This is a genomic window from uncultured Veillonella sp., assembly GCF_934190855.1.
In the GTDB taxonomy this organism is placed as follows: domain Bacteria; phylum Bacillota; class Negativicutes; order Veillonellales; family Veillonellaceae; genus Veillonella.
Genome location: NZ_CAKPTN010000001.1, coordinates 43427 through 64778, shown reverse-complemented (window position 1 = coordinate 64778; position 21352 = coordinate 43427). Strand labels below are relative to the sequence as shown.

General features: G+C 41.7%; 18 protein-coding genes. 6 read left to right on the top strand and 12 right to left on the bottom strand.

The genetic code is table 11. The features are described 5' to 3' along the window. The first annotated feature begins 275 nt into the window (after positions 1-275). Entirely contained in the window at positions 276-554 is a 279-nt protein-coding gene (locus Q0F90_RS00295; RefSeq protein WP_004697521.1) for a metal-sensing transcriptional repressor, read from the top strand. A gap of 116 nt (positions 555-670) precedes the next feature. On the opposite strand, the gene Q0F90_RS00290 is transcribed toward Q0F90_RS00295, so the two are convergent. Both Q0F90_RS00290 and ptsP read right to left on the bottom strand, forming a co-directional pair. Further along, a complete protein-coding gene (locus Q0F90_RS00290; RefSeq protein WP_009352491.1) occupies positions 671-931 on the bottom strand; it encodes an HPr family phosphocarrier protein in 261 nt (86 codons plus the stop codon). A 193-nt stretch (positions 932-1124) separates the two neighbouring features. Then, positions 1125-2852 carry a phosphoenolpyruvate--protein phosphotransferase gene (gene ptsP, locus Q0F90_RS00285; RefSeq protein ID WP_296001908.1) on the bottom strand — a complete coding sequence of 576 codons (1728 nt, stop codon included), beginning with the start codon at positions 2850-2852 and terminating at the stop codon, positions 1125-1127. A gap of 309 nt (positions 2853-3161) precedes the next feature. Between ptsP and dapF the strand changes: the two genes are divergently transcribed. From dapF to Q0F90_RS00265, 4 genes are all read left to right on the top strand, one after another. Further along, positions 3162-3995 carry a diaminopimelate epimerase gene (dapF, locus tag Q0F90_RS00280; RefSeq protein ID WP_296001905.1) on the top strand — a complete coding sequence of 278 codons (834 nt, stop codon included), beginning with the start codon at positions 3162-3164 and terminating at the stop codon, positions 3993-3995. Between the two features lies 1 nt (position 3996). Continuing rightward, a complete protein-coding gene (locus Q0F90_RS00275) occupies positions 3997-5394 on the top strand; it encodes a Na+/H+ antiporter NhaC family protein (protein ID WP_296001903.1) in 1398 nt (465 codons plus the stop codon). A gap of 107 nt (positions 5395-5501) precedes the next feature. After that, positions 5502-6416 (top strand): 1-phosphofructokinase, encoded by a 915-nt coding sequence (gene pfkB, locus Q0F90_RS00270; protein WP_296001900.1) that lies wholly within the window; start codon positions 5502-5504, stop codon positions 6414-6416. 33 nt (positions 6417-6449) lie between these two features. Further along, on the top strand, positions 6450-8435 hold the full coding sequence (locus Q0F90_RS00265) for a fructose-specific PTS transporter subunit EIIC (RefSeq protein ID WP_296001897.1): 1986 nt from the start codon (positions 6450-6452) through the stop codon (positions 8433-8435). A 114-nt stretch (positions 8436-8549) separates the two neighbouring features. On the opposite strand, the gene Q0F90_RS00260 is transcribed toward Q0F90_RS00265, so the two are convergent. After that, positions 8550-9128 carry a hypothetical protein gene (locus Q0F90_RS00260; protein WP_296001894.1) on the bottom strand — a complete coding sequence of 193 codons (579 nt, stop codon included), beginning with the start codon at positions 9126-9128 and terminating at the stop codon, positions 8550-8552. A gap of 8 nt (positions 9129-9136) precedes the next feature. Next, positions 9137-9721 (bottom strand): hypothetical protein, encoded by a 585-nt coding sequence (locus Q0F90_RS00255; RefSeq protein ID WP_296001891.1) that lies wholly within the window; start codon positions 9719-9721, stop codon positions 9137-9139. Between the two features lie 291 nt (positions 9722-10012). Between Q0F90_RS00255 and Q0F90_RS00250 the strand changes: the two genes are divergently transcribed. Next, positions 10013-13762, top strand: a complete 3750-nt coding sequence (locus Q0F90_RS00250; RefSeq protein WP_296001888.1) for a subtype B tannase — start codon at positions 10013-10015, stop codon at positions 13760-13762. 179 nt (positions 13763-13941) lie between these two features. Here the strand turns inward: Q0F90_RS00250 and cysK are convergent, their stop codons facing one another. The 8 genes from cysK to Q0F90_RS00210 all read right to left on the bottom strand — a co-directional run bounded on the left by cysK (position 13942) and on the right by Q0F90_RS00210 (position 21281). After that, on the bottom strand, positions 13942-14877 hold the full coding sequence (cysK, locus tag Q0F90_RS00245; protein WP_296001885.1) for a cysteine synthase A: 936 nt from the start codon (positions 14875-14877) through the stop codon (positions 13942-13944). A 15-nt stretch (positions 14878-14892) separates the two neighbouring features. Next, positions 14893-15342 carry an Rrf2 family transcriptional regulator gene (locus Q0F90_RS00240; protein WP_004698292.1) on the bottom strand — a complete coding sequence of 150 codons (450 nt, stop codon included), beginning with the start codon at positions 15340-15342 and terminating at the stop codon, positions 14893-14895. 370 nt (positions 15343-15712) lie between these two features. Then, on the bottom strand, positions 15713-16276 hold the full coding sequence (gene ahpC, locus Q0F90_RS00235; RefSeq protein WP_009352518.1) for an alkyl hydroperoxide reductase subunit C: 564 nt from the start codon (positions 16274-16276) through the stop codon (positions 15713-15715). 256 nt (positions 16277-16532) lie between these two features. Next, positions 16533-18143 carry a CTP synthase gene (locus Q0F90_RS00230; RefSeq protein WP_296001880.1) on the bottom strand — a complete coding sequence of 537 codons (1611 nt, stop codon included), beginning with the start codon at positions 18141-18143 and terminating at the stop codon, positions 16533-16535. Positions 18144-18158: 15 nt separating this feature from the next. Then, a complete protein-coding gene (gene argS, locus Q0F90_RS00225) occupies positions 18159-19892 on the bottom strand; it encodes an arginine--tRNA ligase (protein ID WP_296001877.1) in 1734 nt (577 codons plus the stop codon). Then, positions 19858-20316 carry a DUF1934 domain-containing protein gene (locus tag Q0F90_RS00220; protein ID WP_005385333.1) on the bottom strand — a complete coding sequence of 153 codons (459 nt, stop codon included), beginning with the start codon at positions 20314-20316 and terminating at the stop codon, positions 19858-19860. Before Q0F90_RS00220 ends, argS begins: the two co-directional genes overlap by 35 nt. A 52-nt stretch (positions 20317-20368) precedes the next feature. Then, positions 20369-20650: a GIY-YIG nuclease family protein gene (locus Q0F90_RS00215; protein WP_296001873.1), complete on the bottom strand. Its 282-nt coding sequence runs from the start codon at positions 20648-20650 to the stop codon at positions 20369-20371. Continuing rightward, positions 20640-21281, bottom strand: a complete 642-nt coding sequence (locus Q0F90_RS00210) for a peptidylprolyl isomerase (RefSeq protein WP_296001868.1) — start codon at positions 21279-21281, stop codon at positions 20640-20642. Before Q0F90_RS00210 ends, Q0F90_RS00215 begins: the two co-directional genes overlap by 11 nt. Between the last annotated feature and the right edge of the window lie 71 nt (positions 21282-21352).

The window sequence follows — 21352 nt, the reverse complement described above, 5'->3', positions numbered from 1 at the left end:
GTATTGTATCACATCAATCAAGAAGAAGATATGAATATCACTAGGTTTAAATAGGTACGTATGACAGAAAATACATAGGATGGTTTTGCTAGTTTAATAATTTATTTAACACCATATATACAATCAATTACAATATATAATTCATGTCAAAGCCGCGCGTTAATCTATATATGTAGATTTAATGCATATTAGGTATACTTATTAAGTTGTATTACTGTCTTTAGATAGAGTATAATTAATGAGATGATAAAAAACATGCCCATTGGAGGAGTAATATGAAACAGTGTATGGATTCAGAAAATCTGCATCGTCGATTGCGTAAAATCTTAGGTCAAGTGCAAGCTATTGATCGAATGATTGAAGAAGACATTCCCTGCGAAGATGTGTTGAGCCAAATTAATGCAGCTAAGTCTGCACTACACAAGGTAGGACAAGTAATCCTTGAAGGTCACATCAACCACTGCGTACGCGATGGTATCGAGCATGGCGACGTAGAAAAAACCATTAGCGACTTTACAAAGGCTGTAGAGCGCTTTGCAAACATGGGAAAATAAAGAAGAGGCTAAATCGCCTCTTCTTTTTTTGTTTAAACCTATATAACAATTATCTACATTCCATATATAAAAGGACTCTACCGTCGTAGTAGAGTCCCTTTTATTTCCCTGACAAATTAGTCGTGATTAGTTGTTAAAAATTCGCTCAATGCAGCGAGTGCGTCGTCTTCGTCAGCGCCGTCAGCTGTTAAAGTAACAGATGTGCCTTTTGTAGCGCCTAAAGTTAATACAGTTAAGATGGATTTAGCATCAGCTGTTTTACCGTTAGCAGCGATTGTCACTTTGGAAGCATATTTAGCAGCCAATTGTGTGAAAGCTGTCGCAGGACGAGCGTGTAAACCAGATTCGTTTGTAATTTCTACTGTTAATTCTTTCATGGTAACCTCTTTCTATATAGATAGGCCCTGCCTATCCCTTACGTTCTAATAGATATATTGTATCAATTATAAGCGTATCAATTCAAGTATATTAAAAGTTATTTACTATATAACGATTCACTTAGCAAATATCTTAAAATTCCTTAATACGTATCTTTAGAATTTTCAATACTGATTTTTAAGATACAACGAATTATAATAAGCCTTTCTCTGCTAATACAGATTTAGCGTATTCTGTGATTTCTTCAGCGGTGTCCATAGTAAGCGCTTTATTGGCCACTTCTTCACATTCTGCTTTAGAAACAGAACGCAAGATGTTTTTAATAAGCGGAATAGAAGATGCTGTCATAGAGAACTCATCTAGGCCTAAACCTAATAGAATCATAGTAGCTACAGGGTCGCTAGCAAGCTCACCACACATGCCAGTGAATTTGCCTTGTTCATGGCTAGCATCGATAACATGTTTGATAAGACGTAACACGCCTGGATGCAATGGTTGATATAGACTGCCGATAGCTTCGTTCATACGGTCTACAGCCAACGTATATTGGCATAAATCGTTGGTACCGATACTGAAGAAGTCTACATACTTAGCAAGGATTGGAGAAATAACAGCCGCCGCTGGTACTTCGATCATGATACCAACCTTAATATCCTTATTGAACTCTTTGCCTTCTGCTGTAAGCTCTTCCTTACATTCATCAAGCATAGCATTTGCTTGTTTTACTTCTTCTACGGAAGCGATCATTGGATACATGATGTGAATATCACCAAAAGCACTAGCCCGTAACAAGGCACGCAATTGTACTTTGAAGATATCTGGACGATTTAAAGAAATACGAATAGCACGGTAGCCGAGGAATGGATTCATTTCGCTAGGCAAATCAAGGCATTTTAATTCCTTGTCGCCACCGATGTCCATAGTACGGATGATAACCGGTTTGCCCTTCATGTCTTGGGCAACCTTTTTATATTCTTCAAATTGTACATCTTCTGCTGGCAATTCGTCGTTTTCCATATAAAGGAACTCTGTACGGTACAAGCCGATACCTTGAGCGCCCATAGTAAGAGCATTTTTAGCATCTTTCGCTTTACCGATATTGCCGAATAATTCTACATAATGACCATCAGTCGTAGTGGCTTCTAAGTTCGCAGACTCACGCAAACGTTTTAGTTCCTCTTGGAATGCCGCAGCTTGATTTGTATATTCAGCCCAATCCGCATCAGATGGATTAATTTCTACGATACCATCAGTACCAAGAACTACGGCTTTATCCCCATCTACGAAGCTTTCAATATCACCAACGCCCATAACAGCAGGGATTTCCAAGGTGCGCGCCATGATAGCCGCATGAGAAGTAGGACCACCTGCCGCTGTTACGATGCCTTTTACAACATTTTTGTCGAGAGAGGCCGTATCGGATGGTGCCAAATCTTGAGCCACCAAAATAACTTCCCCAGAAATATGAGATAAACCACGTGGGTTCATACCTAACATGTTGCGCATCAAACGGTCACCGATATCCTTAATATCAGCACCGCGTTCGCGCATATATGGATCTTCCATACCGAGGAAGATATTCGCAAAGGTTTCAATGGTTTGAGCTGTAGCCGCTACGACATTAGTATGGCCAGACTCAACGAGGGATTTAATACCATCAGACAAAGATGGATCTTGTGCGATTTGCATATGCGCCTCAAAAATAGCCGCCTCTTCAGGGCCCATTTCGTCTAACGCTTTTTGACGAATCGTATCTAATTGTTTTAGAGTAGCCGCCATAGCCGCTGCAAACTTGCCAATCTCCTCTTCTACCTTGTCCTCAGCCACGGTGTAATCAGGAATGACAATTTCCTCTTGAATATATCTATATACATTGCCTACTGCAACGCCACGAGATCCAGAAATCCCTTGAATTCGCATATGTGTTCCTCTTTCTATTACGATAAACTACATTACTCTTTATTTTATCATTTCTCCGTTAAACAATAAAGTAATTAGACAATATCTATCAGCCTTATCACCTGTCCCATATGGGTTGTTTTTGACTCATTAAGTAATTTTATCGACTACTAAATCCAGGTTAATTTTTTGTCTTTTTCGCCATATTTTTATAAGATTTTATCTCATAATCAAATATCATTTATGTTATAATATAGAATATATAGTTATATACATTTGAGACTTTCACGGGCTTCATGGTGAAAGTCTTACTTATTGATAGGAGACTTTATGAAATTAACTAAAATGCATGGTCTCGGCAATGATTTTATCCTCTTTGCTGACCCAAAAGGGACTGAAAAAGATTACACAGACCTCGCTATTCGCCTTTGCGATCGTCTCACCGGTATTGGCGCCGATGGTCTTGCCATCCTAGTTCCTTCTGAAACATGCGATGTACGCATGCGCATCATCAACTCCGATGGTAGTGAAGCAGAAATGTGCGGCAATGCCATTCGTTGCTTTGCTAAATACGCTTATGAACACGGTGAAACTACGAAAGAAACTTTTACCATCGAAACCTTGGCAGGTGTCATGAAACCTACCTTGACCATCGAAAATGGCATTGTAACACAAGTTACAGTAGATATGGGGAAACCATTCTTTAAATCCCAAGACATTCCGATGAATGTAGATATGGATAAGGTTATCGACGTTGACCTCGATGTAAACGGCGAAACAGTAACAGTGAGCTCCGTATTGCTCGGTGTACCACACACAGAGGTATTCATCGACGATATTACAAAAGCCCCTGTTACGACACAAGGCCCAATCCTTGAAAAACACGATGCATTCCCATCCAATACAAACGTTAACTACATTGAGGTAGTAAACGACAAACGCATTAAGGTTCGCACATGGGAACGCGGTGCTGGTGCTACACTAGCATGTGGTACAGGCTCTTGTGCCTCCGCCGTTATGTCCTTTGAAAAAGGCTTAACTGGTCGCGAAGTAGACGTAGAGCTTTACTTAGGAACATTGCATATTTCATACTTGGAGGATGGCACGGTGCTCATGACAGGCCCGGCTGAGGAAGTATTCGAAACAGAACTTCCTATCGATTAAGATGAAGTGGTTACAACTCATATTAAATGCATTTCTAAAGTATCAACAAGGCCGTTCACTGATACCGAAAAATACAGAGCCCCTCATAGGTTTACTCCTATCCATACTCATTATCATCATCGCCGTAGCCAATAGCATTGCCATCGGTTACGCCTTGATTGTGGTATGGTGCATCATGGCTTATGTATTCTACCGCAAAGGGTATCAACCAAAGGAACTGCTAAACCTATCATGGACAGGAGCTAAAACCTCTATTGTGGTGATGCAAATATTCCTGCTCATCGGGTGGCTCATCGCCATGTGGCACGCGGCAGGTATTATCCCTATGATTATTGCCACCGGTATCGACTTGATTGATCCTTCTATCTTTATCGCTTGTGCCTTTTTATTAACAGCACTAGTGAGTATGCTGTTAGGGACTGCCCTTGGCACTGTGGGTACCATAGGTATTGTACTCATTACGATGGCAAAAGCCGGTAATATTCCAGAAAATATCGTAGCAGGCGCCATCATTGCTGGTGCTTACTTTGGTGATCGGAATGGTCCTTTATCATCTAGCGCCTCTCTCGTAGCAGCATTAACGCATACAAAGGTATCGACCAACATTCCTATTATGTTTAAGTCTGGTCTACCCGCTCTTGTGATTTCTACAGTTCTCTACCTAATACTATCGCAATGGTTCCCGCTCAACTATTCTAATAGCTTACTGTCTGATACAATCTACTTTGTGTTCAATATCAATTGGACCTTATGGATTCCAGTAATCATCGTCATTGGTCTGTTACCTTTGAAAGTATCTATCCGTTGGCCTATCGGTCTTAGTGCATTAGCAGCGGCAATTCTAGCTTATACCAATCAGGGAGCTACCCTTTCTGACTTAGGCTGGTATACCTTAACAGGCTTTGAGCTACCACATTATAATCCACTAGCAGATATTATTCATGGCGGCGGTCTACAAACTATGTTCATCCCTACCCTATCCATATTTATGGCCACTGCCATTTCAGGCATGCTCGAAGGGGTTGGCTTCTGGAACGATGTGAGACAACTATTAGAACGAGCAAAAACACGAAGCGATGTATTTGCTGCCAATGTAGGTCTCGCCTTTTTAACAGGTGCTGTAGGTTGTAGTCAAGCTATTGCGGTTGTGATGACACATTCTATTATGCGCATTACCTACGCACAACGAGGCATTCAAGACGAAGATGTGATGCTCGACTTTGAAAACAGCGGCATTGTCATTGCCCCCTTACTACCATGGAACATCGCCGCTTATGTACCTGTAGTTATGATGGGTACTAGTACAGCTGGCTATGTACCATTCGCCTTCTTCCTATACCTCGTACCGCTCCTATACTGGTTGCGACTACGGAAGCAGGATCAACCAATCATACGCTAATTATAAAAGCAATCAAATTTACGTTAATTACAAAATCAATCAAATTTACGCTAATTACAAGATTAACCAATCATAGGCTCATTAATTTATCTTAAAGGGGAATTTGTATGATTTACACCATTACCTTTAACCCAGCCCTCGATTATATCGTACGCCTTGATCAACTCAAGACGGGCACCATTAATCGCACCACCCAAGAGTACGTTCTCGGTGGCGGCAAGGGTATCAATGTATCCATCGTGCTCAACAATCTCGGTATGGATACAACGGCACTCGGATTCATCGCCGGTTTCACAGGGGAAGAAATCGTAACACAACTGAACCAATTCGGTGTTAAAGAAGATTTCATTCGTCTGCGCGAAGGTTTAACACGCATCAATGTTAAGGTGAAAGCCTCTGACGAAGAAACAGAAATTAACGGCCGTGGCCCTATCATCGCAGACGACGAACTAGAAGCCCTCTATACACAGCTCGATGCATTAACTGAGCAGGATACATTGATCCTTGCAGGCAGTATTCCTTCCAGCTTACCAAGCGATATGTACGAACTCATTATGGAGCGATTACAACATAAAAATATTCGCATTGTTGTAGATGCTACTAAAGACTTACTCACACGAGTCTTGCCATATAAACCGTTCTTAATCAAACCAAATAATCATGAGCTTAGTGAAATCTTTGGTCGTACCCTCTCTACAAAGGATGACCTCGTGGAAGCTGCCAAAGCATTGCAAGAGATAGGTGCACAGCATGTGCTCATCTCCATGGCTGGCGATGGGGCTATCTTGGTCGCAGCTGATGGCACAGTATATACGAGCCCTGCCCCTAAGGGCACTCTCGTAAATTCTGTAGGCGCTGGCGACTCCATGGTAGCTGGCTTTATTACAGGCTTTGAAAAGACAGGCGATCTACAAGAGGCACTGTACTGGGGTATCTCCAGTGGCTCTGCCTCCGCTTACTCTGAAAACCTCGCTACACTTGTAGAAGTAGAAGCATTACTTTCACAAGTACGAGTTAACTAGTTTTACATTTTATTTGCATCAAGGAGTACATATATGCAAATCACTGATTTATTAAAACCTCAATCCGTCCTGCTAAATGCAGACCCTATCACAAAGGCTGACGCTATTTATACCTTAGGGGAGTTAATGGAAAAAGGTGGTAACCTCATCGACAAAGGTGAGTACTTAGCAGCCGTTTTCGCTCGTGAAGAATCTGGTTCTACTGGCCTTGGTGACGGCATTGCTACACCACATGCTAAATCCGCAGGCGTAAAAGAAGCAGGCCTAGCAGCTATGGTTGTGCCTCACGGCGTAGACTTTGAAGCACTCGACGGTCAACCATCTCGTTTATTCTTCATGATCGCAGCTCCAGAAGGCGCAGCTGACACTCATGTAGAGGTATTGAGTCAATTAGCTATGATGGTTATCGATCCTGATTTCAAAGAGGCCCTCATCGCAGCTCCAACTGTAGAACGTTTCTTGGAGCTGGTAACAGCGAAAGAACAAGGCAACTTTGATCCATCCGTTGAAGGTTTCATTAAAACGGCAGAACCACAAGCAGATGAAGTTGAAGCAGCTGACGCTAGCACAGCAGCTGTAGCGGCTGGAACGGCTGCAGCAGTTGAAAAGATCACTGTAGACAACCCTCATTACGATGTATTGGCTGTAACTGGTTGCCCTACTGGTATCGCTCATACCTACATGGCTGCGGAATCTTTAGAACGTAAAGCCAAAGAAATGGGCATTTCCTTAAAAGTTGAAAAGAACGGTGCGTCTGGCGTAAAAGATGCTCTTACAGCAGAAGAAATCAAACATGCGAAATGCATCATCGTCGCTTCTGACCGCCAAGTGGAAATGGCTCGCTTCAATGGCAAACCGATGATTCAAACTAAGGTTGCAAACGGCATCAACAAAGCAGAAGAGCTGTTAACCGAAGCAATGGCTGGTACAGCAGCTGTATACCAAGCATCTGCAGCAGACTGCGAAGCTGCTGAAATCGCTGCTAGCGCATCTGACAGCGTAGGCCGTCAAATCTATAAACACTTGATGAACGGCGTATCTCACATGTTGCCATTCGTTATTGGTGGCGGTATCTTAATTGCCCTCGCATTCTTGTTTGATACATTAGATCCAGCAAATCCTAAAAACTTTGGTTCTGGCAATCCTTTATCTGCATTCTTCATGCAAATTGGTGGTGCATCCTTTGGCTTTATGTTGCCAGTATTAGCTGGTTACATCGCTATGAGTATTGCTGACCGTCCAGGTCTTGTAGCTGGTTTCGTTGGTGGCCTATTGGCTAACCAAGGTGGTTCTGGTTTCCTTGGCGCATTGATTGCCGGCTTTGCAGCAGGTTATTTAGTATTGTTAGTTAAAAAATTAGTATCTGGTTTGCCTCAAGCATTAGAAGGTACAAAACCAGTTCTCTTCTACCCAGTACTAGGCGTATTATTCATTGGTCTTGCTATTACCTTTGTCATCAACCCTCCTGTATCTGCGCTTAACCACTGGTTAATGGACTCCTTACAATCCATGGGCACTACTAGCCGCGTATTGTTAGGTCTTATCTTTGGTGCTATGATGTCCGTTGACATGGGCGGTCCTGTAAACAAAGCAGCTTACGTTATCGGCACTGGCGCTCTTGCTACTGGCGAATACGGTATCATGGCTGCTGTCATGGCAGGCGGTATGGTTCCACCATTGGCAATCGCTCTTTGTACTACATTCTTCCCTAGCCGCTTCACAGAGGCTGAACGTAAATCTGGTATCACAAACTACATCATGGGCCTTTCCTTCATCACAGAAGGGGCTATCCCATTTGCAGCGGCTGATCCAGTTCGCGTATTGCCAGCTTGCATCATCGGTGCCGGTACAGCTGGTGCGTTGTCCATGTTCTTCGAATGTACACTACGTGCTCCACACGGCGGTATCTTCGTAGTACCTACAATCGGCAACCCACTTCTATACCTTGCATCCATCGCAATCGGTTCCGTTGTAGCTTGCTTCATCTTGGCACTTGTAAAACCAAGCTTGAAAAAATAATTGTAAAAGCTAGTTTAATACTAGTACATATAGCAAAAACGTACATATGCTAAATAAGTACATATAGCAAAAGGACTAGAACTCTAGGAGTTCTAGTCCTTTTCTTATGTAACACTATCGGATTACATCATCATAAAATACGCCAAATACTTTCTTGAAAACACGATTTGCAACATGATAGCTTTCAAAATCAAAGTCTGTAGGTGTTAAGAAGGTAACATGCTCGTAGCCTTTATAACCTGGTTGTGTAGGTTTACTTTCACCATGCAACGTGTAATCCTGTTGAGCCTTAACAGTACCAATAATTCCAGAATCATCCATTTTTATATTCCATATTTCACCTAAATAGAAATCCGGAAATTGTTGTTTAAACTCGGGCATTCTTGCAACTAAATTCGCAAAGGAATAATTTAAGTTATAGTCATAATGAATGGCGTATTCTCGAATCAAATTAGACGAAGGCAATACAACATAAATCTTAGCCTCTATACTTTTGGTACTGGCACTTGAGGACACATCTTTGATTGTACTCAACTCAATGTATTTCCCGTCCCCACCACCAGTATCACCTTTAGATATAATATGTTCAAAACGACTTGTATCTCGTAATTCCACATTAGAAACGGCTTTTACAGAGTTAAAAGAAATACACCAAACACATAATAGGGCCATAAAAAATAAGAAACGTTTCATAAGGCACCTCATTTCACGACAATATCATCGAAATGTTGCTGATATGCAAGTGCAAACATAGCATCTGCTACAGCAAAGAGGTTTTCATCTGAACGACTACGATCTAAAGGTCGTACTTGATGTACTAAAGGAACTGTACTACTAACCTCAGTACCATCCCCATTAAATCGCTTCACTTCTCGTAAGTCGATTTGTATGCCAGAATCATCTTGTGCTGCCTTTATAACCGCATACATAGATGGGGATGGCGGTACCATTTGACTGGCATGTATTAAAGAACCTAATGAATAATTAGTATTATACGTAGCCGTTATTTCATATTCAGTAATAAACGTGCCACGAGTATATTTATAAACGGTATAAAAAGTACCTTTTAATTTATAATGTGGCGCTGCGTATTCTAGTGATTCTACAGAGTAAGTATTTAAATAGTTTATTAGCCTATCCTTTGGATAAGTACCTTGATAGGAATCGGTTTTTTGATATACATTTTTAAACTGTGGTGATCCATTCAGTTCATTAATCGATATAGCCTGTATCTGCATGGTGAAAGAACCTAGCACCATACACACTAATAAGAATTTTCTAAACATGCTCTCTCCTTTATAATTAAAACTCAGTTAAATTACAAAAAGCATATCATATTATATTGAAAAATGTATACATAAGAAAACGTATCTTGAAATTACTAAAGGCAATATTTAATATCCTGTGTACTTTAAATTTAATTATACTTTTAAAACTTTACCTTATTTACGCCTATCCAGTAATCATCAATATTTCCACAAATTGTACAAATATATCGGTTTATGTTAAACTATATAAATATAAATAAATTTTAAAATTATAAATTATTATTTCAATTCTAGTTCGGAGAGTAATTCATGAAATCATCTAGGAAACGTAAGGTCACTGCCGCATTTTTTGCAGCAGCAGCGTTGGGTGGTGTTGCCCACGCAGCCCCTACACTCAACATGAATGATTTAGTAGGTTCGAATACTACCACTGAATCAACGACTCAAGCCACTACGAATGTAGGGGCCCCAGTCGTACGACCTGTAGTAACTCAGCCTACCCCACCAATTGCACAAACAACTGTTGTTACTCAACAACAAGCACCTGCACAGACACAACAAATTGTACCAATGCAAACACAGCCGGTGATGCAAGCGCAAATAGTTAGAACTGTAACAACGCAAGCGCCTTCAAAGGTAACACCGTTGATCCCTCGTGTACGTCCGGTACCAGTAACAGATACGGCAAAAGCTTTGTCTCAGCAGCATATGGCGGTTTCTCAACCACAATACGTTGTTAATAAACAAACTAATACTGTTATGGAGCCAACATTGGCTATGCACAGCTTAATGAATGTACAACGAAAAACAGAGCCTGTTACTGTACAAAAGCAAGTGGATGGGAAGCAACAAATTCAAACTACACAAGTACAACGTACGCCTGTAGTTGTACAAGAACAATCTACTATGCCTTTAACAGTTGCTAATACAACGACAACTAAAGCCGTTGTAGCTAAACAAAAATTGACTATCCGCGATATTCAACGTGCTGAACGTGAAAGAATCGCTCAACTAGAGGCAGAAGAAGCAGCTAAACAAAGTGGCGTAGTTCAAGTTGATCAACAAATGGCTGCCCAAAAACAAGCCGAGGCTCAACGTCAAGCTGCAATTCTCGCTGAACAACAACGTCAAATGGCGATTCAAGCTGAACAGCAACGTATGGCCCAGCAACAAGCCGAAGCTCAACGTCAGGCGGCAATGCAAGAGGAACAGCAACGTATAGCTCAACAACAAGCTGAAGCTCAACGTCAAGCAACAATGCAAGCCGAGCAACAACGTGCGGCGCAACAAGCTGCATTAAGAGCAGAACAAGAGCGGATTGCAGCTCAACAAGCAGAGCGAGCACGTATTGCAGAAGCACAACGTCAAGCTGCCGAGCAAGCTGAGGCTCAACGTCAAGCAGCTTTACGTGCCGAACAAGAGCGTATCGCTGCTCAACAAGCAGAGCAACAGCGTATCGCTGCTGAGCAAGCTGAGGCTCAACGCCAAGCGGCTTTAAAAGCTGAACAAGAACGTATTGCAGCTCAACAAGCGGAGCAACAACGTATCGCTGCTGAACAAGCTGAGGCTCAACGCCAAGCGGCTTTAAAAGCTGAACAAGAACGTATTGCAGCTCAACAAGCTGAGCAACAACGTATAGCTGCTGAGCAAGCTGAGGCTCAACGCCAAGCGGCTCTAAAAGCTGAACAAGAGCGTATCGCTGCTCAACAAGCAGAGCAACAACGTATTGCAGCTGAACAAGCTGAGGCTCAACGCCAAGCAGCTTTACGTGCAGAGCAAGAGCGTATTGTAGCTCAACAAGCGGAACAACAACGTATTGCGGCTGAGCAAGCTGAGGCTCAACGCCAAGCGGCTCTAAAAGCTGAACAAGAGCGTATCGCTGCTGAACAAGCTGAAGCTCAACGCCAAGCTGCTTTAAAAGCAGAACGTGAACGAATCCTTGCTCAACAAGCTGAGGAAGAACGTTTAGCTGCTGAAGAAGCTGCGCGTCAACGTGCAGAAGCTGCTGCTAAAGCAGAAGCAGAACGTCAAGCAGCTCTAAAGGCTGAGCAAGAGCGTATCGCTGCTCAACAAGCGGAACAGCAGCGTATTGCGGCAGAACAAGCGGAAGCGCAACGTCAAGCCGCACTAAAAGCAGAACAAGAACGTATCGCGGCTGAGCAAGCTAAAGCTGAACGTGAAGCAGCTATCAAAGCAGAGCAAGAACGTATCGCGGCCCAACAAGCAGAAATGGCAAGACAAGCTGCGATTAAAGAGGAACAAGAACGTTTAGCTGCTGAGCAATTAGCAAAAGAAGAAGCGGAAGCTGCTGCTAAAGCACAAGCTGAGGCCGAAGCAAAAGCTAAAGCCGAAGCCGAAGCTAAGGCTAAAGCACAAGCTGAAGCAGAGGCAAAAGCTAAAGCCGAAGCAGAGGCTGCTGCTAAAACTCAGGCTGAGGCAGAAGCTAAAGCTAAAGCTGAAGCAGAAGCTCAACAAGCTCAAGAAAGTAAATTACCTCAATCCTATGTAGATGCTCGTAACGAAGCATCCACCAAAGGATCTGGTGTAACAGAAGAGAAAGATATTCTTTCCCAACCAATGGAACCACCATTGCAAGCTGATGCATCTTCAAAGATTAGCCTTGCCTTCGACGTGAAAAATTATGAATCCATGTCTACAACAGTAGATAACAAGGAAATCAAATATCGCGCCTTCGAATATATCCCTTACGTGGCTAATCCTATCGATATCGATCAACAGTACATGAACATTTATGTACCGGAAGAATACTTTAACAACGGCACTGTAAATGGTTACAATACGCAAACAGCCCCTATCTTCATGCCAAATGCGGTAGGTGGTTACATGCCAAGCCAAGCTATGACACCTAAAGTTGAAAATGGCAAACCTAACAGTGTTCTTTACGCATTGTCTCGTGGTTATGTAGTAGCTTCCCCAGCTACACGTGGCCGCACAAACAAAGCATCCGATGGTAACTTCATCGGCAAAGCACCAGCAGTAATCGTTGACTTACAAGCTGCTACAGCATACTTACATGCCAACGATTCCACTATGCCTGGTAATGCAAACCGCATTATTACAAATGGTACAAGTGCTGGTGGTGCTGTATCCTTGTTACAAGGTGCTGCTGGTAACAGCTCCGACTTCCAACCATATTTACAAGCATTAGGCGCAGCTACAGCGGCAACGAATGTATACGCGGTCTCTGCGTACGCCCCTATCACTAACCTTGATGCGGCAGATATGGCTTACGAATGGAACTATAACGGTATTACATCCTTTAACAAAGTGACTATGACCCCAGGAGAATTGCCACAAGCAAACGTAGGCGGTACGCCTGCACCTCCAAAACGCACAATGCAACGTGTAAACTTGAGTGCTGATGATGTGGCTTATTCCAATTTGTTAAGTGAACACTTCCCAGATTACGTAAATAACTTACAATTACGTGACTCTGTAGGTCGTGTGTTGAAACTCGACAAAAATGGTAATGGTACTTTCAAAAACTATGTGAAAGAATTTATCGTTGCAGCCGCTAACAAGGCACAAGCTAAAGGTACTGATTTATCTAAACATACCTATCTCATACGCGATAGTAAAACAGGCACCATCAAAGATATTAACTGGGAAGCTTATAACCAATTTGTAAGCCGTTCAAAAGAACCAGGTGCATTCGATTCCCGTTTTAATGATACTGGTGAGAATAACTTATTCGGTACAAGCACAACAGATAATAACCACTTTACAATTACTGCAGCTTTACATGATACAACATCTAATCCAGAGGCATACGTACAAAATGCTAAGATTGTTACTATGATGAACCCGATGAACTATCTCGGTTCTCCGGCAGCGACAAATGCACAGTTCTATCGTATCCGCTACGGTACAGCTGATAGCAATACATCTGTAGCAATTCCATTGATCGTTGGCACACGTGCTCAAAACCTTGGGTATAAAGTAGATATGGCTACACCATTTGATGTAACCCATTCTGGTGACTACGATTTAGACGAATTATTCAACTGGATGGACAATATCGTTAAAAACGGTAGATAATTACAACTAAATACTTACCATAACATTAAAGGAGCTACCTAGTAGCTCCTTTTTCTTTATGCCGGATCAAATTCCCATAAAACAACTCCTAAGTGTGTTAAACAAGAAAAAGCCCCTCTAAACGAGGGGCCTTGTTATTTTAGGAAAGCAAATTCTCTGCTTTCACCAATCATATTCTATTATACTTCAGGGAATAAAGCTGTAGACAAATAGCGTTCGCCTGTATCAGGAAGAATTACTACAATATTTTTACCTTTGTTTTCAGGGCGTTTTGCCAATTCTTGAGCGGCCCAAAGAGCTGCACCAGAGGAAATGCCTACCAATACGCCTTCTGTATGACCAAATGCTTGAGATGTAGCAAATGCGTCTTCGTTAGTAACTTGGATTACTTCATCGTAAATATTAGTGTCCAAAGTATCTGGAATGAAGCCAGCGCCTAAGCCTTGGATTTTATGAGGACCAGGTTTACCATTGGACAATACTGGGGAATCAGTTGGTTCCACAGCCACAACTTTAACATCAGGGTTTTGTTCTTTCAAGTAGCGACCTGCACCTGTTAAAGTACCACCTGTACCAACACCTGCTACATAGATATCTACTGCACCATCAGTATCTTGCCAGATTTCAGGACCTGTAGTTCTGTAGTGAATTGTAGGGTTAGCTTGGTTTACGAATTGACCTGCTTCGATGGCACCAGCTGTAGCAGTTACAATTTCTTTAGCCTTTGCAATAGCGCCTTTCATACCAAGAGAGCCATCAGTCAATACAAGTTGAGCACCATAGCCGAGCATCAATTTGCGGCGTTCGATGGACATTGTTTCAGGCATTACGATAACTACTTTATAGCCAAGTGCTGCACCAACAGCAGATAAGCCAATACCTGTGTTACCAGATGTAGCTTCTACGATTGTACCGCCTGGTTGTAATTCACCAGACTCAACAGCTGCTTGAATAATCGCTGCTGCGATACGGTCTTTTACAGAGCCACCTGGATTGAAGTATTCCAATTTAGCGAAGATATTTGCTTCTGCACCAAATTTAGCACCAAAACGTGTAGCCGCCAATAACGGTGTTTTACCAATTAATTCAACAAAAGATTTAGCAATTTTAGACATAGTGGTCACTCCTTATTAAATAGAACCATCCCAATTATCATATTTTGTATCAAGTTTAGCGTAAGTTCCGTCAATTACATCTTGAAGAGTTACGTTTTCTAAATAATCATGAATATAGTTTTGTAATCCTGCCCAGAAACCAACGGTACGTTCGTTGATTACTGTATCAGTACTCACCCCTTCATCGAGGGTGGAAATGATAGCCATAGATTCCTCTGTAGCAAGCAAAATTTCAATAATTGTGTACTCTTTAGGGCTTTTAGATAATCGATAGCCGCCATATTTACCGCGAATACTATCCACTAGGTTTGCAGCACCCAAACGAGCTACGATACCTTCTAGGTATTTTTCAGAAATGCCTTGTCGTTCCGCCACAGATCGCAAGGAAACGGGTTTATCTTGACCTTGCTCTGCTAAATCGATGAGAACCATCAATGCATAACGACCTTTTGTGGAAATCCTCATATATCCTGCCTCTCTTTGTAAAAGTTAGTGCGCTAACACACCCCATGTTATAAAGCACTTGTTATACTATATTTATAAAACCTTGTATATCACTAGGAATTAATTTCATTATAGACCACTCAAATCAAAAAAGCAAGAACTTATTTCCTACTTTTATAAAGGGATATAGACAACACAAAAGGACCAGCCCGAAGGCCAGTCCTTTTGCGTATAGTTTGTAGTTTGTTATATGAGGTTTACCATGATGAATTGGAGAGGGTTCATCTGGTATTGGGACTTACCGTATCGTCAGGAAAACGATGCGCGCCCGTGTTTTTGTCATTTGAGGAGTTGTCTAGATTACTCTAGCATTTAAGTATAGGTTTCTAAATTAGATTTTACCTACAAGATCAAGACCTGGTTTCAAAGTGTCTTTACCTGGTTTCCAACGTGCAGGGCACACTTGGTCGCCATGTTTAGCTACGAATTGAGCAGCTTGTACTTTACGAACCAATTCTTCAGCGGAACGGCCAATACCCATGTCATGGATTTCAGCTGTACGTACGAAGCCTTCTGGATCTACTACGAAAGTACCACGGTAAGCCATAGCGGATTCTTCTTGGAATACATCGAAGAAGTCAGCTAATTCATGTTTTTTGTCAGCTAACATGTAGTACTCAATTTTATTGATAGTTGGAGAAGCATCGGACCATGCTTTGTGAACGAATTCGGAGTCACAAGATACGGAGTAAACTTCGCAACCCAATTCTTTCAACTCTGCATAGGAGTTTTGTACGTCTTCCAATTCAGTAGGGCACACGAATGTGAAATCTGCTGGATAGAATACGAATACAGACCATTTACCCAACACGTCTGCAGTGCTTACTTTTACCAATTCAGGTTTTTTGAAAGCATCAAGTGTAAATTCAGGAAGTTGTTTACCGATAATAGACATGTCATGTCCTCCTTGTTTGAGTTTCAAAGTGTAACGATTATATTTATATTGGTGCACTTAACACCATATCTATATCTATCTTTGTCTATATAATAACAAATATCATTCAATATTGCAAGTGTTATTTTTAAATTTATCGATATGTTTTTTCAACATTTTTCGCTATGAATAAAAAAGAAGAAAGATGCTCATTTCTGAGCATCTTTCTTCTTTTTACGTACTACAACAGATTTACTACTAACAGTAGAATGGTAGTCTATTTTTTTAATTCTAAAATCGCATCTACTAAACCGCGGAATAATGGATGTGCATTATTTGGACGGGATTTAAGTTCTGGATGCGCTTGTGTACCGATGAAGAATGGATGATTTTTAACTTCCACACTTTCCACAAGACGACCATCTGGAGATGTACCAGAGATAACTAAACCAGCATCCGTCAATTGTTGACGGTATTCGTTATTGAATTCATAACGGTGACGATGACGTTCGTAGATAAGATCTTCCCCATAGACTTCGCGAGTTTTTGTACCCGCTTCTACTTTACATGGGTAAACGCCAAGGCGCATTGTACCACCTTTTTTATCTACGTCTACTTGATCACTCATCAAGTCGATTACTTTATATTTAGCATTTTCGTCGAATTCGCTAGAAGTTGCACCTTCCATACCACATACGTTACGAGCAAATTCCATTACTGCAGATTGCATACCAAGGCATAGGCCCAAGAATGGAATGTTGTTTTCACGAGCGTATTGAATTGTGCGGATTTTACCTTCTACACCACGGGAACCGAAGCCACCAGGTACTACGATGCCATCGATACCTTCATAAATATCTTTAGGATCAACAGATGTATCATCAAGTTCTTCGGAATCAATCCAACGAATATGTACCTTAGTATCTGTTTCAATACCAGCATGGCTCAATGCTTCAGCTACAGAAAGGTAAGCATCATGTAAAGCTACGTATTTACCAACGATAGCCACTGTAATATCTTTGCTTGGGTTCAAGATTTTGTGAACCATTTCTTTCCATGCAGTCATATCGCAAGGACGTTCTTCAAGACCTAACTTTTTGATAACGATGTCATCAAGACCTTGGTCTTGCATCATCAACGGTACTTCATAGATGGAGCTGCAAGTTTGATTTTCAATAACTGCTTCTGGTTCTACGTCGCAGAACAAAGCAAGTTTTTCTTTCATTTCGTCAGAAATATGTTTTTCGCTACGGCATACCAAGATATCTGGTTGAATACCGATGCTGCGCAATTCTTTTACGCTATGTTGAGTAGGTTTAGTTTTCAACTCGCCTGCTGCATTGATGTAAGGCACCAATGTAACGTGGATGTAAAGTACGTCGTTACGACCTACTTCTTTTTTCACTTGGCGGATAGCTTCCATGAACGGCAAACTTTCAATATCGCCTACTGTACCACCGATTTCAGTGATAACTACATCAGCGTTATCCTCTTTACCTACGCGGTATACATTTTGTTTAATTTCATTTGTAATATGTGGAATTACTTGTACAGTGCTGCCCAAGTAGTCACCTTTACGTTCTTTATTAATTACAGACCAGTACACTTTACCAGCTGTAATGTTGGAACGTTTACTAAGGTTAATATCGATGAAGCGTTCATAATGGCCCAAATCAAGGTCAGTTTCAGCGCCGTCATCTGTTACGAATACTTCACCGTGTTGGTAAGGGCTCATCGTACCAGGGTCAATATTAATGTATGGGTCAAATTTTTGAATCGTTACATTGAAACCTCGGTTTTTAAGCAAACGACCCAAGGATGCTGCTGTAATCCCTTTACCAAGAGAAGAAACAACGCCGCCAGTTACGAAAATATACTTAGTTGCCATGATGCCTCCCACCTATTACATTTTTTCCGGAGCGGAAATACCTAAAATACCCAAGCCTTGACGAAGTACGAGGGCAATCGCTGTGATTAATCCTAGACGAGCTTGTTGCAACGCTGGATCTACGCCAATGATACGACCTTGACGATAGAACGAATGGAACATGCTTGCCAAATCGTATAAGTAACGAGCAATACGATGAGGTGCACGATGTTCAGCAGATTGAACTACCTCTTCTGGATATTCAGCTAATTTCTTAATTAATTCTAATTCCATTTCGCTTGTAAGCGTTGTGAAATCAGTTTCACTATAATCGCCAAATGCGATGCCAGCTTCACGCACTTGGTTGTAAATGCTGTGAATACGAGCATGAGCATATTGGATATAATACACTGGGTTATCATTGCTGCGAGATTTCGCCAAATTAATATCAAAATCAAGTTGGCTATCTAAGGAACGCATCAAGAAGAAGTAACGAGATGCATCTACACCTACTTCATCAATCAACTCATCTAATGTAACGCTATCGCCACTACGTTTAGATAATTTAACGAGTTCCCCATCGCGGAACAATGCTACCATTTGTAATAACAATACAGTTAATTGGTCTGGATCATAACCGAAAGCAGCCATAGCAGCTTTCACACGGCATACATAACCATGGTGGTCAGCACCCCAAATATCAATCATTTCTTTAAATCCACGATCATATTTGCTGCGGTGGTATGCAATATCTGCCGCTAAGTATGTAGGAACGCCATTATCACGAATAACAACACGGTCTTTATCGTCACCATAATCAGTAGATTTCAACCACAAAGCACCGTCTTTTTCATACACTTTACCGAGAGCCTTTAAAGCCTCTACGGAATGATGAATTTCCTCAGTTTCGTGAACTGTACGTTCAGAGAACCAATTATCAAAAGTAACGCGGAAGTTTCTCAATGTTTCTTCTAGGCGAGCTAGTTTTTCTTTAAGACCTTCCTCTTTGAACAAGGCAATGCGATCTGCTTCGTTCATAGCATTCAATTTATCAAAGCCTTCCCGTTCTGCAATCGCTTTTGCAGTTTCGATAATATCAGGACCACGGTAGCCATTTTCAGGGAACACAAGAGCTCCTTCTGGAATATCGAATTCAGGCATGGAACCGTCTTCGTTGCGCTTAGGTGGGAACACTAGTGTAGCACCTTGCAACTCTTGGAAACGGTACTCAATGGAAATAGCCATATTATCGATTTGGTTGCCCGCATCATTGATGTAGTACTCGGATTGTACATTGTAACCTGCTGCACGCAACAAGTTTACTAGGGCACTACCATAGGCAGCACCACGACCATGACCGACATGCAACGGACCTGTTGGGTTCGCACTTACGTACTCTACTTGAATCGTATCACGTGCACGCAATGGTTGAACACCATACTGTTCGCCAGCATTTAAAATGGCTTTCAACGTATCGTATACCATATCAGATTTCAAGAAGAAGTTAATGAAACCTGCGCCAGCAACCTCTGCACGTTCAAGCCAATCAAAATTCATATGGCTAATCAAAGCCTCTGCAATAGCACGAGGGTTTTGACGAGCTACACGAGCGGATTGCATAGCGATATTTGTAGAAAAATCACCGAATTCTTTTTGAGGTGGCACTTCGAGAACGATTTCTGGATATTCCCCAGCTGGCAAACCACCGCTGTTAATCGTATCTTGTAATGCCTGTTCAATCCCCGATTTCAGGATTTCCTTCATTTCCATGCTCTGTATCCTCCCGCACGTCTATATCTAACTGATTATAAAATTGCCATTCACCTTCGACGGAAATGTCATATCCTAAATGAACATGACCTACGCCTTCGTGAAAGTCTACTGTTAATTCATGAGTGTTTACGGCCATGTGTAAATCACCATACGGCGTTTCATACACGGACTCGCGCTCTTCACCACGGACGTATTGATGACGCATATTCACGGCCCCTGTGCGGAGCAATACAATAGAGTCATCATGGATTTTAATGGTCGTCTTCACCCCATCTAAACCAGTTACACTGGATTCTTCGTAACGCACATACTGAGCATTGCCCTTTTCATGTGACGTACCAGGGGAAATCAGTTCCACCACGGTATCCTTGCCGTCCATATCTCGTTGTACACTTTTTACGGACACTAGAACCCGCTTCATTTTTCAACCTCCATGGTAGTAATTAATCATCATATTATACCATAATTAAGGACTATTTTGCACCCTTAATGAGCCTCAACTTCTTAGCCTTTGTCATCTGTTTAATGGCATATTCTCTGCGTTGGGCCTCATGTTTATGGTGAAAGCTTTCAGAATATACCAAGGTTACAGGGCGACGGCCCCGCGTATACTTAGCACCACCTGGGATATGGCCATTATGAGCATCCATACGGCGCTCGAGATCTGTAGTCCATCCACAATACAAGGAATCATCTGCACAACGCACTAAATACACATAGTGCCGTTCTTCAGACTTAGCCTCCTTATTTACCATTTTTTGCATCGTCAGTAATCGGTTCCAATGTAATGGTATTAATGATTACTGGTTCTACCGGTTTATCGTTGCGGCCAGTTTTTACTTTACCGATTTTTTCAACAACGTCCATACCTTGTACTACAGTGCCAAAGATTGTATGTTTATTATCTAGCCAATCTGTAGGGCCTAAGGTAATGAAGAATTGGGATCCCCCCGTGTTCGGGCCACGGTTAGCCATGGCAAGAACACCCATTTTATTGAAATGTAAGTCATTAGAGAATTCATCAGGAATGGTATAGCCAGGACCACCAGCACCTGTGCCATCTGGATCCCCGCCTTGAATCATAAAGCCTTCGATAACGCGGTGGAATGTAACACCGTTATAGAAGCCTTTTTTTACTAGGTAATCAAAGTTCTTAACCGTAATCGGTGATTTAGAACCTAGTAAGCGAACTTTGAATTGACCATAATTTGTATCAAAAATAGCGTATTCATCAGCAATTGGCGCATTAGAGAAATTAGGCATAGTTACCGTTTCTGCTTTTACAGTATTCCCTTGTGGTTGTTCCCCACTTTTTGTTCCACATGCCGCTGTACCAAGCATTGTAATCCCCAACATTGCGCATAAAGCCAAGCGTTTCCAGTTCATAGTTCCCCCAAAATATATCGTATATACTAACATGTATTTAAAATTCACATAGAAAAGCCGCTCAACCCGTG

Excerpts from the sequence above, each read along its gene's own strand:
- pfkB (WP_296001900.1), top strand. The coding sequence starts at position 5,502 with ATGATTTACACCATTACCTTTAACCCAGCCCTCGATTATATCGTACGC.
- Q0F90_RS00295 (WP_004697521.1), top strand. The coding sequence starts at position 276 with ATGAAACAGTGTATGGATTCAGAAAATCTGCATCGTCGATTGCGTAAA.
- cysK (WP_296001885.1), bottom strand. The coding sequence starts at position 14,877 with ATGTCTAAAATTGCTAAATCTTTTGTTGAATTAATTGGTAAAACACCG.
- Q0F90_RS00290 (WP_009352491.1), bottom strand. The coding sequence starts at position 931 with ATGAAAGAATTAACAGTAGAAATTACAAACGAATCTGGTTTACACGCT.
- Q0F90_RS00210 (WP_296001868.1), bottom strand. The coding sequence starts at position 21,281 with ATGAACTGGAAACGCTTGGCTTTATGCGCAATGTTGGGGATTACAATG.
- ptsP (WP_296001908.1), bottom strand. The coding sequence starts at position 2,852 with ATGCGAATTCAAGGGATTTCTGGATCTCGTGGCGTTGCAGTAGGCAAT.
- Q0F90_RS00220 (WP_005385333.1), bottom strand. The coding sequence starts at position 20,316 with ATGAAGCGGGTTCTAGTGTCCGTAAAAAGTGTACAACGAGATATGGAC.
- Q0F90_RS00275 (WP_296001903.1), top strand. The coding sequence starts at position 3,997 with ATGAAGTGGTTACAACTCATATTAAATGCATTTCTAAAGTATCAACAA.
- Q0F90_RS00260 (WP_296001894.1), bottom strand. The coding sequence starts at position 9,128 with ATGAAACGTTTCTTATTTTTTATGGCCCTATTATGTGTTTGGTGTATT.
- Q0F90_RS00215 (WP_296001873.1), bottom strand. The coding sequence starts at position 20,650 with ATGGTAAATAAGGAGGCTAAGTCTGAAGAACGGCACTATGTGTATTTA.
- Q0F90_RS00255 (WP_296001891.1), bottom strand. The coding sequence starts at position 9,721 with ATGTTTAGAAAATTCTTATTAGTGTGTATGGTGCTAGGTTCTTTCACC.
- ahpC (WP_009352518.1), bottom strand. The coding sequence starts at position 16,276 with ATGTCTATTATCGGTAAACAACTTCCTGAATTTACACTTGATGCTTTC.
- Q0F90_RS00240 (WP_004698292.1), bottom strand. The coding sequence starts at position 15,342 with ATGAGGATTTCCACAAAAGGTCGTTATGCATTGATGGTTCTCATCGAT.
- dapF (WP_296001905.1), top strand. The coding sequence starts at position 3,162 with ATGAAATTAACTAAAATGCATGGTCTCGGCAATGATTTTATCCTCTTT.
- Q0F90_RS00250 (WP_296001888.1), top strand. The coding sequence starts at position 10,013 with ATGAAATCATCTAGGAAACGTAAGGTCACTGCCGCATTTTTTGCAGCA.
- argS (WP_296001877.1), bottom strand. The coding sequence starts at position 19,892 with ATGGAAATGAAGGAAATCCTGAAATCGGGGATTGAACAGGCATTACAA.
- Q0F90_RS00230 (WP_296001880.1), bottom strand. The coding sequence starts at position 18,143 with ATGGCAACTAAGTATATTTTCGTAACTGGCGGCGTTGTTTCTTCTCTT.
- Q0F90_RS00265 (WP_296001897.1), top strand. The coding sequence starts at position 6,450 with ATGCAAATCACTGATTTATTAAAACCTCAATCCGTCCTGCTAAATGCA.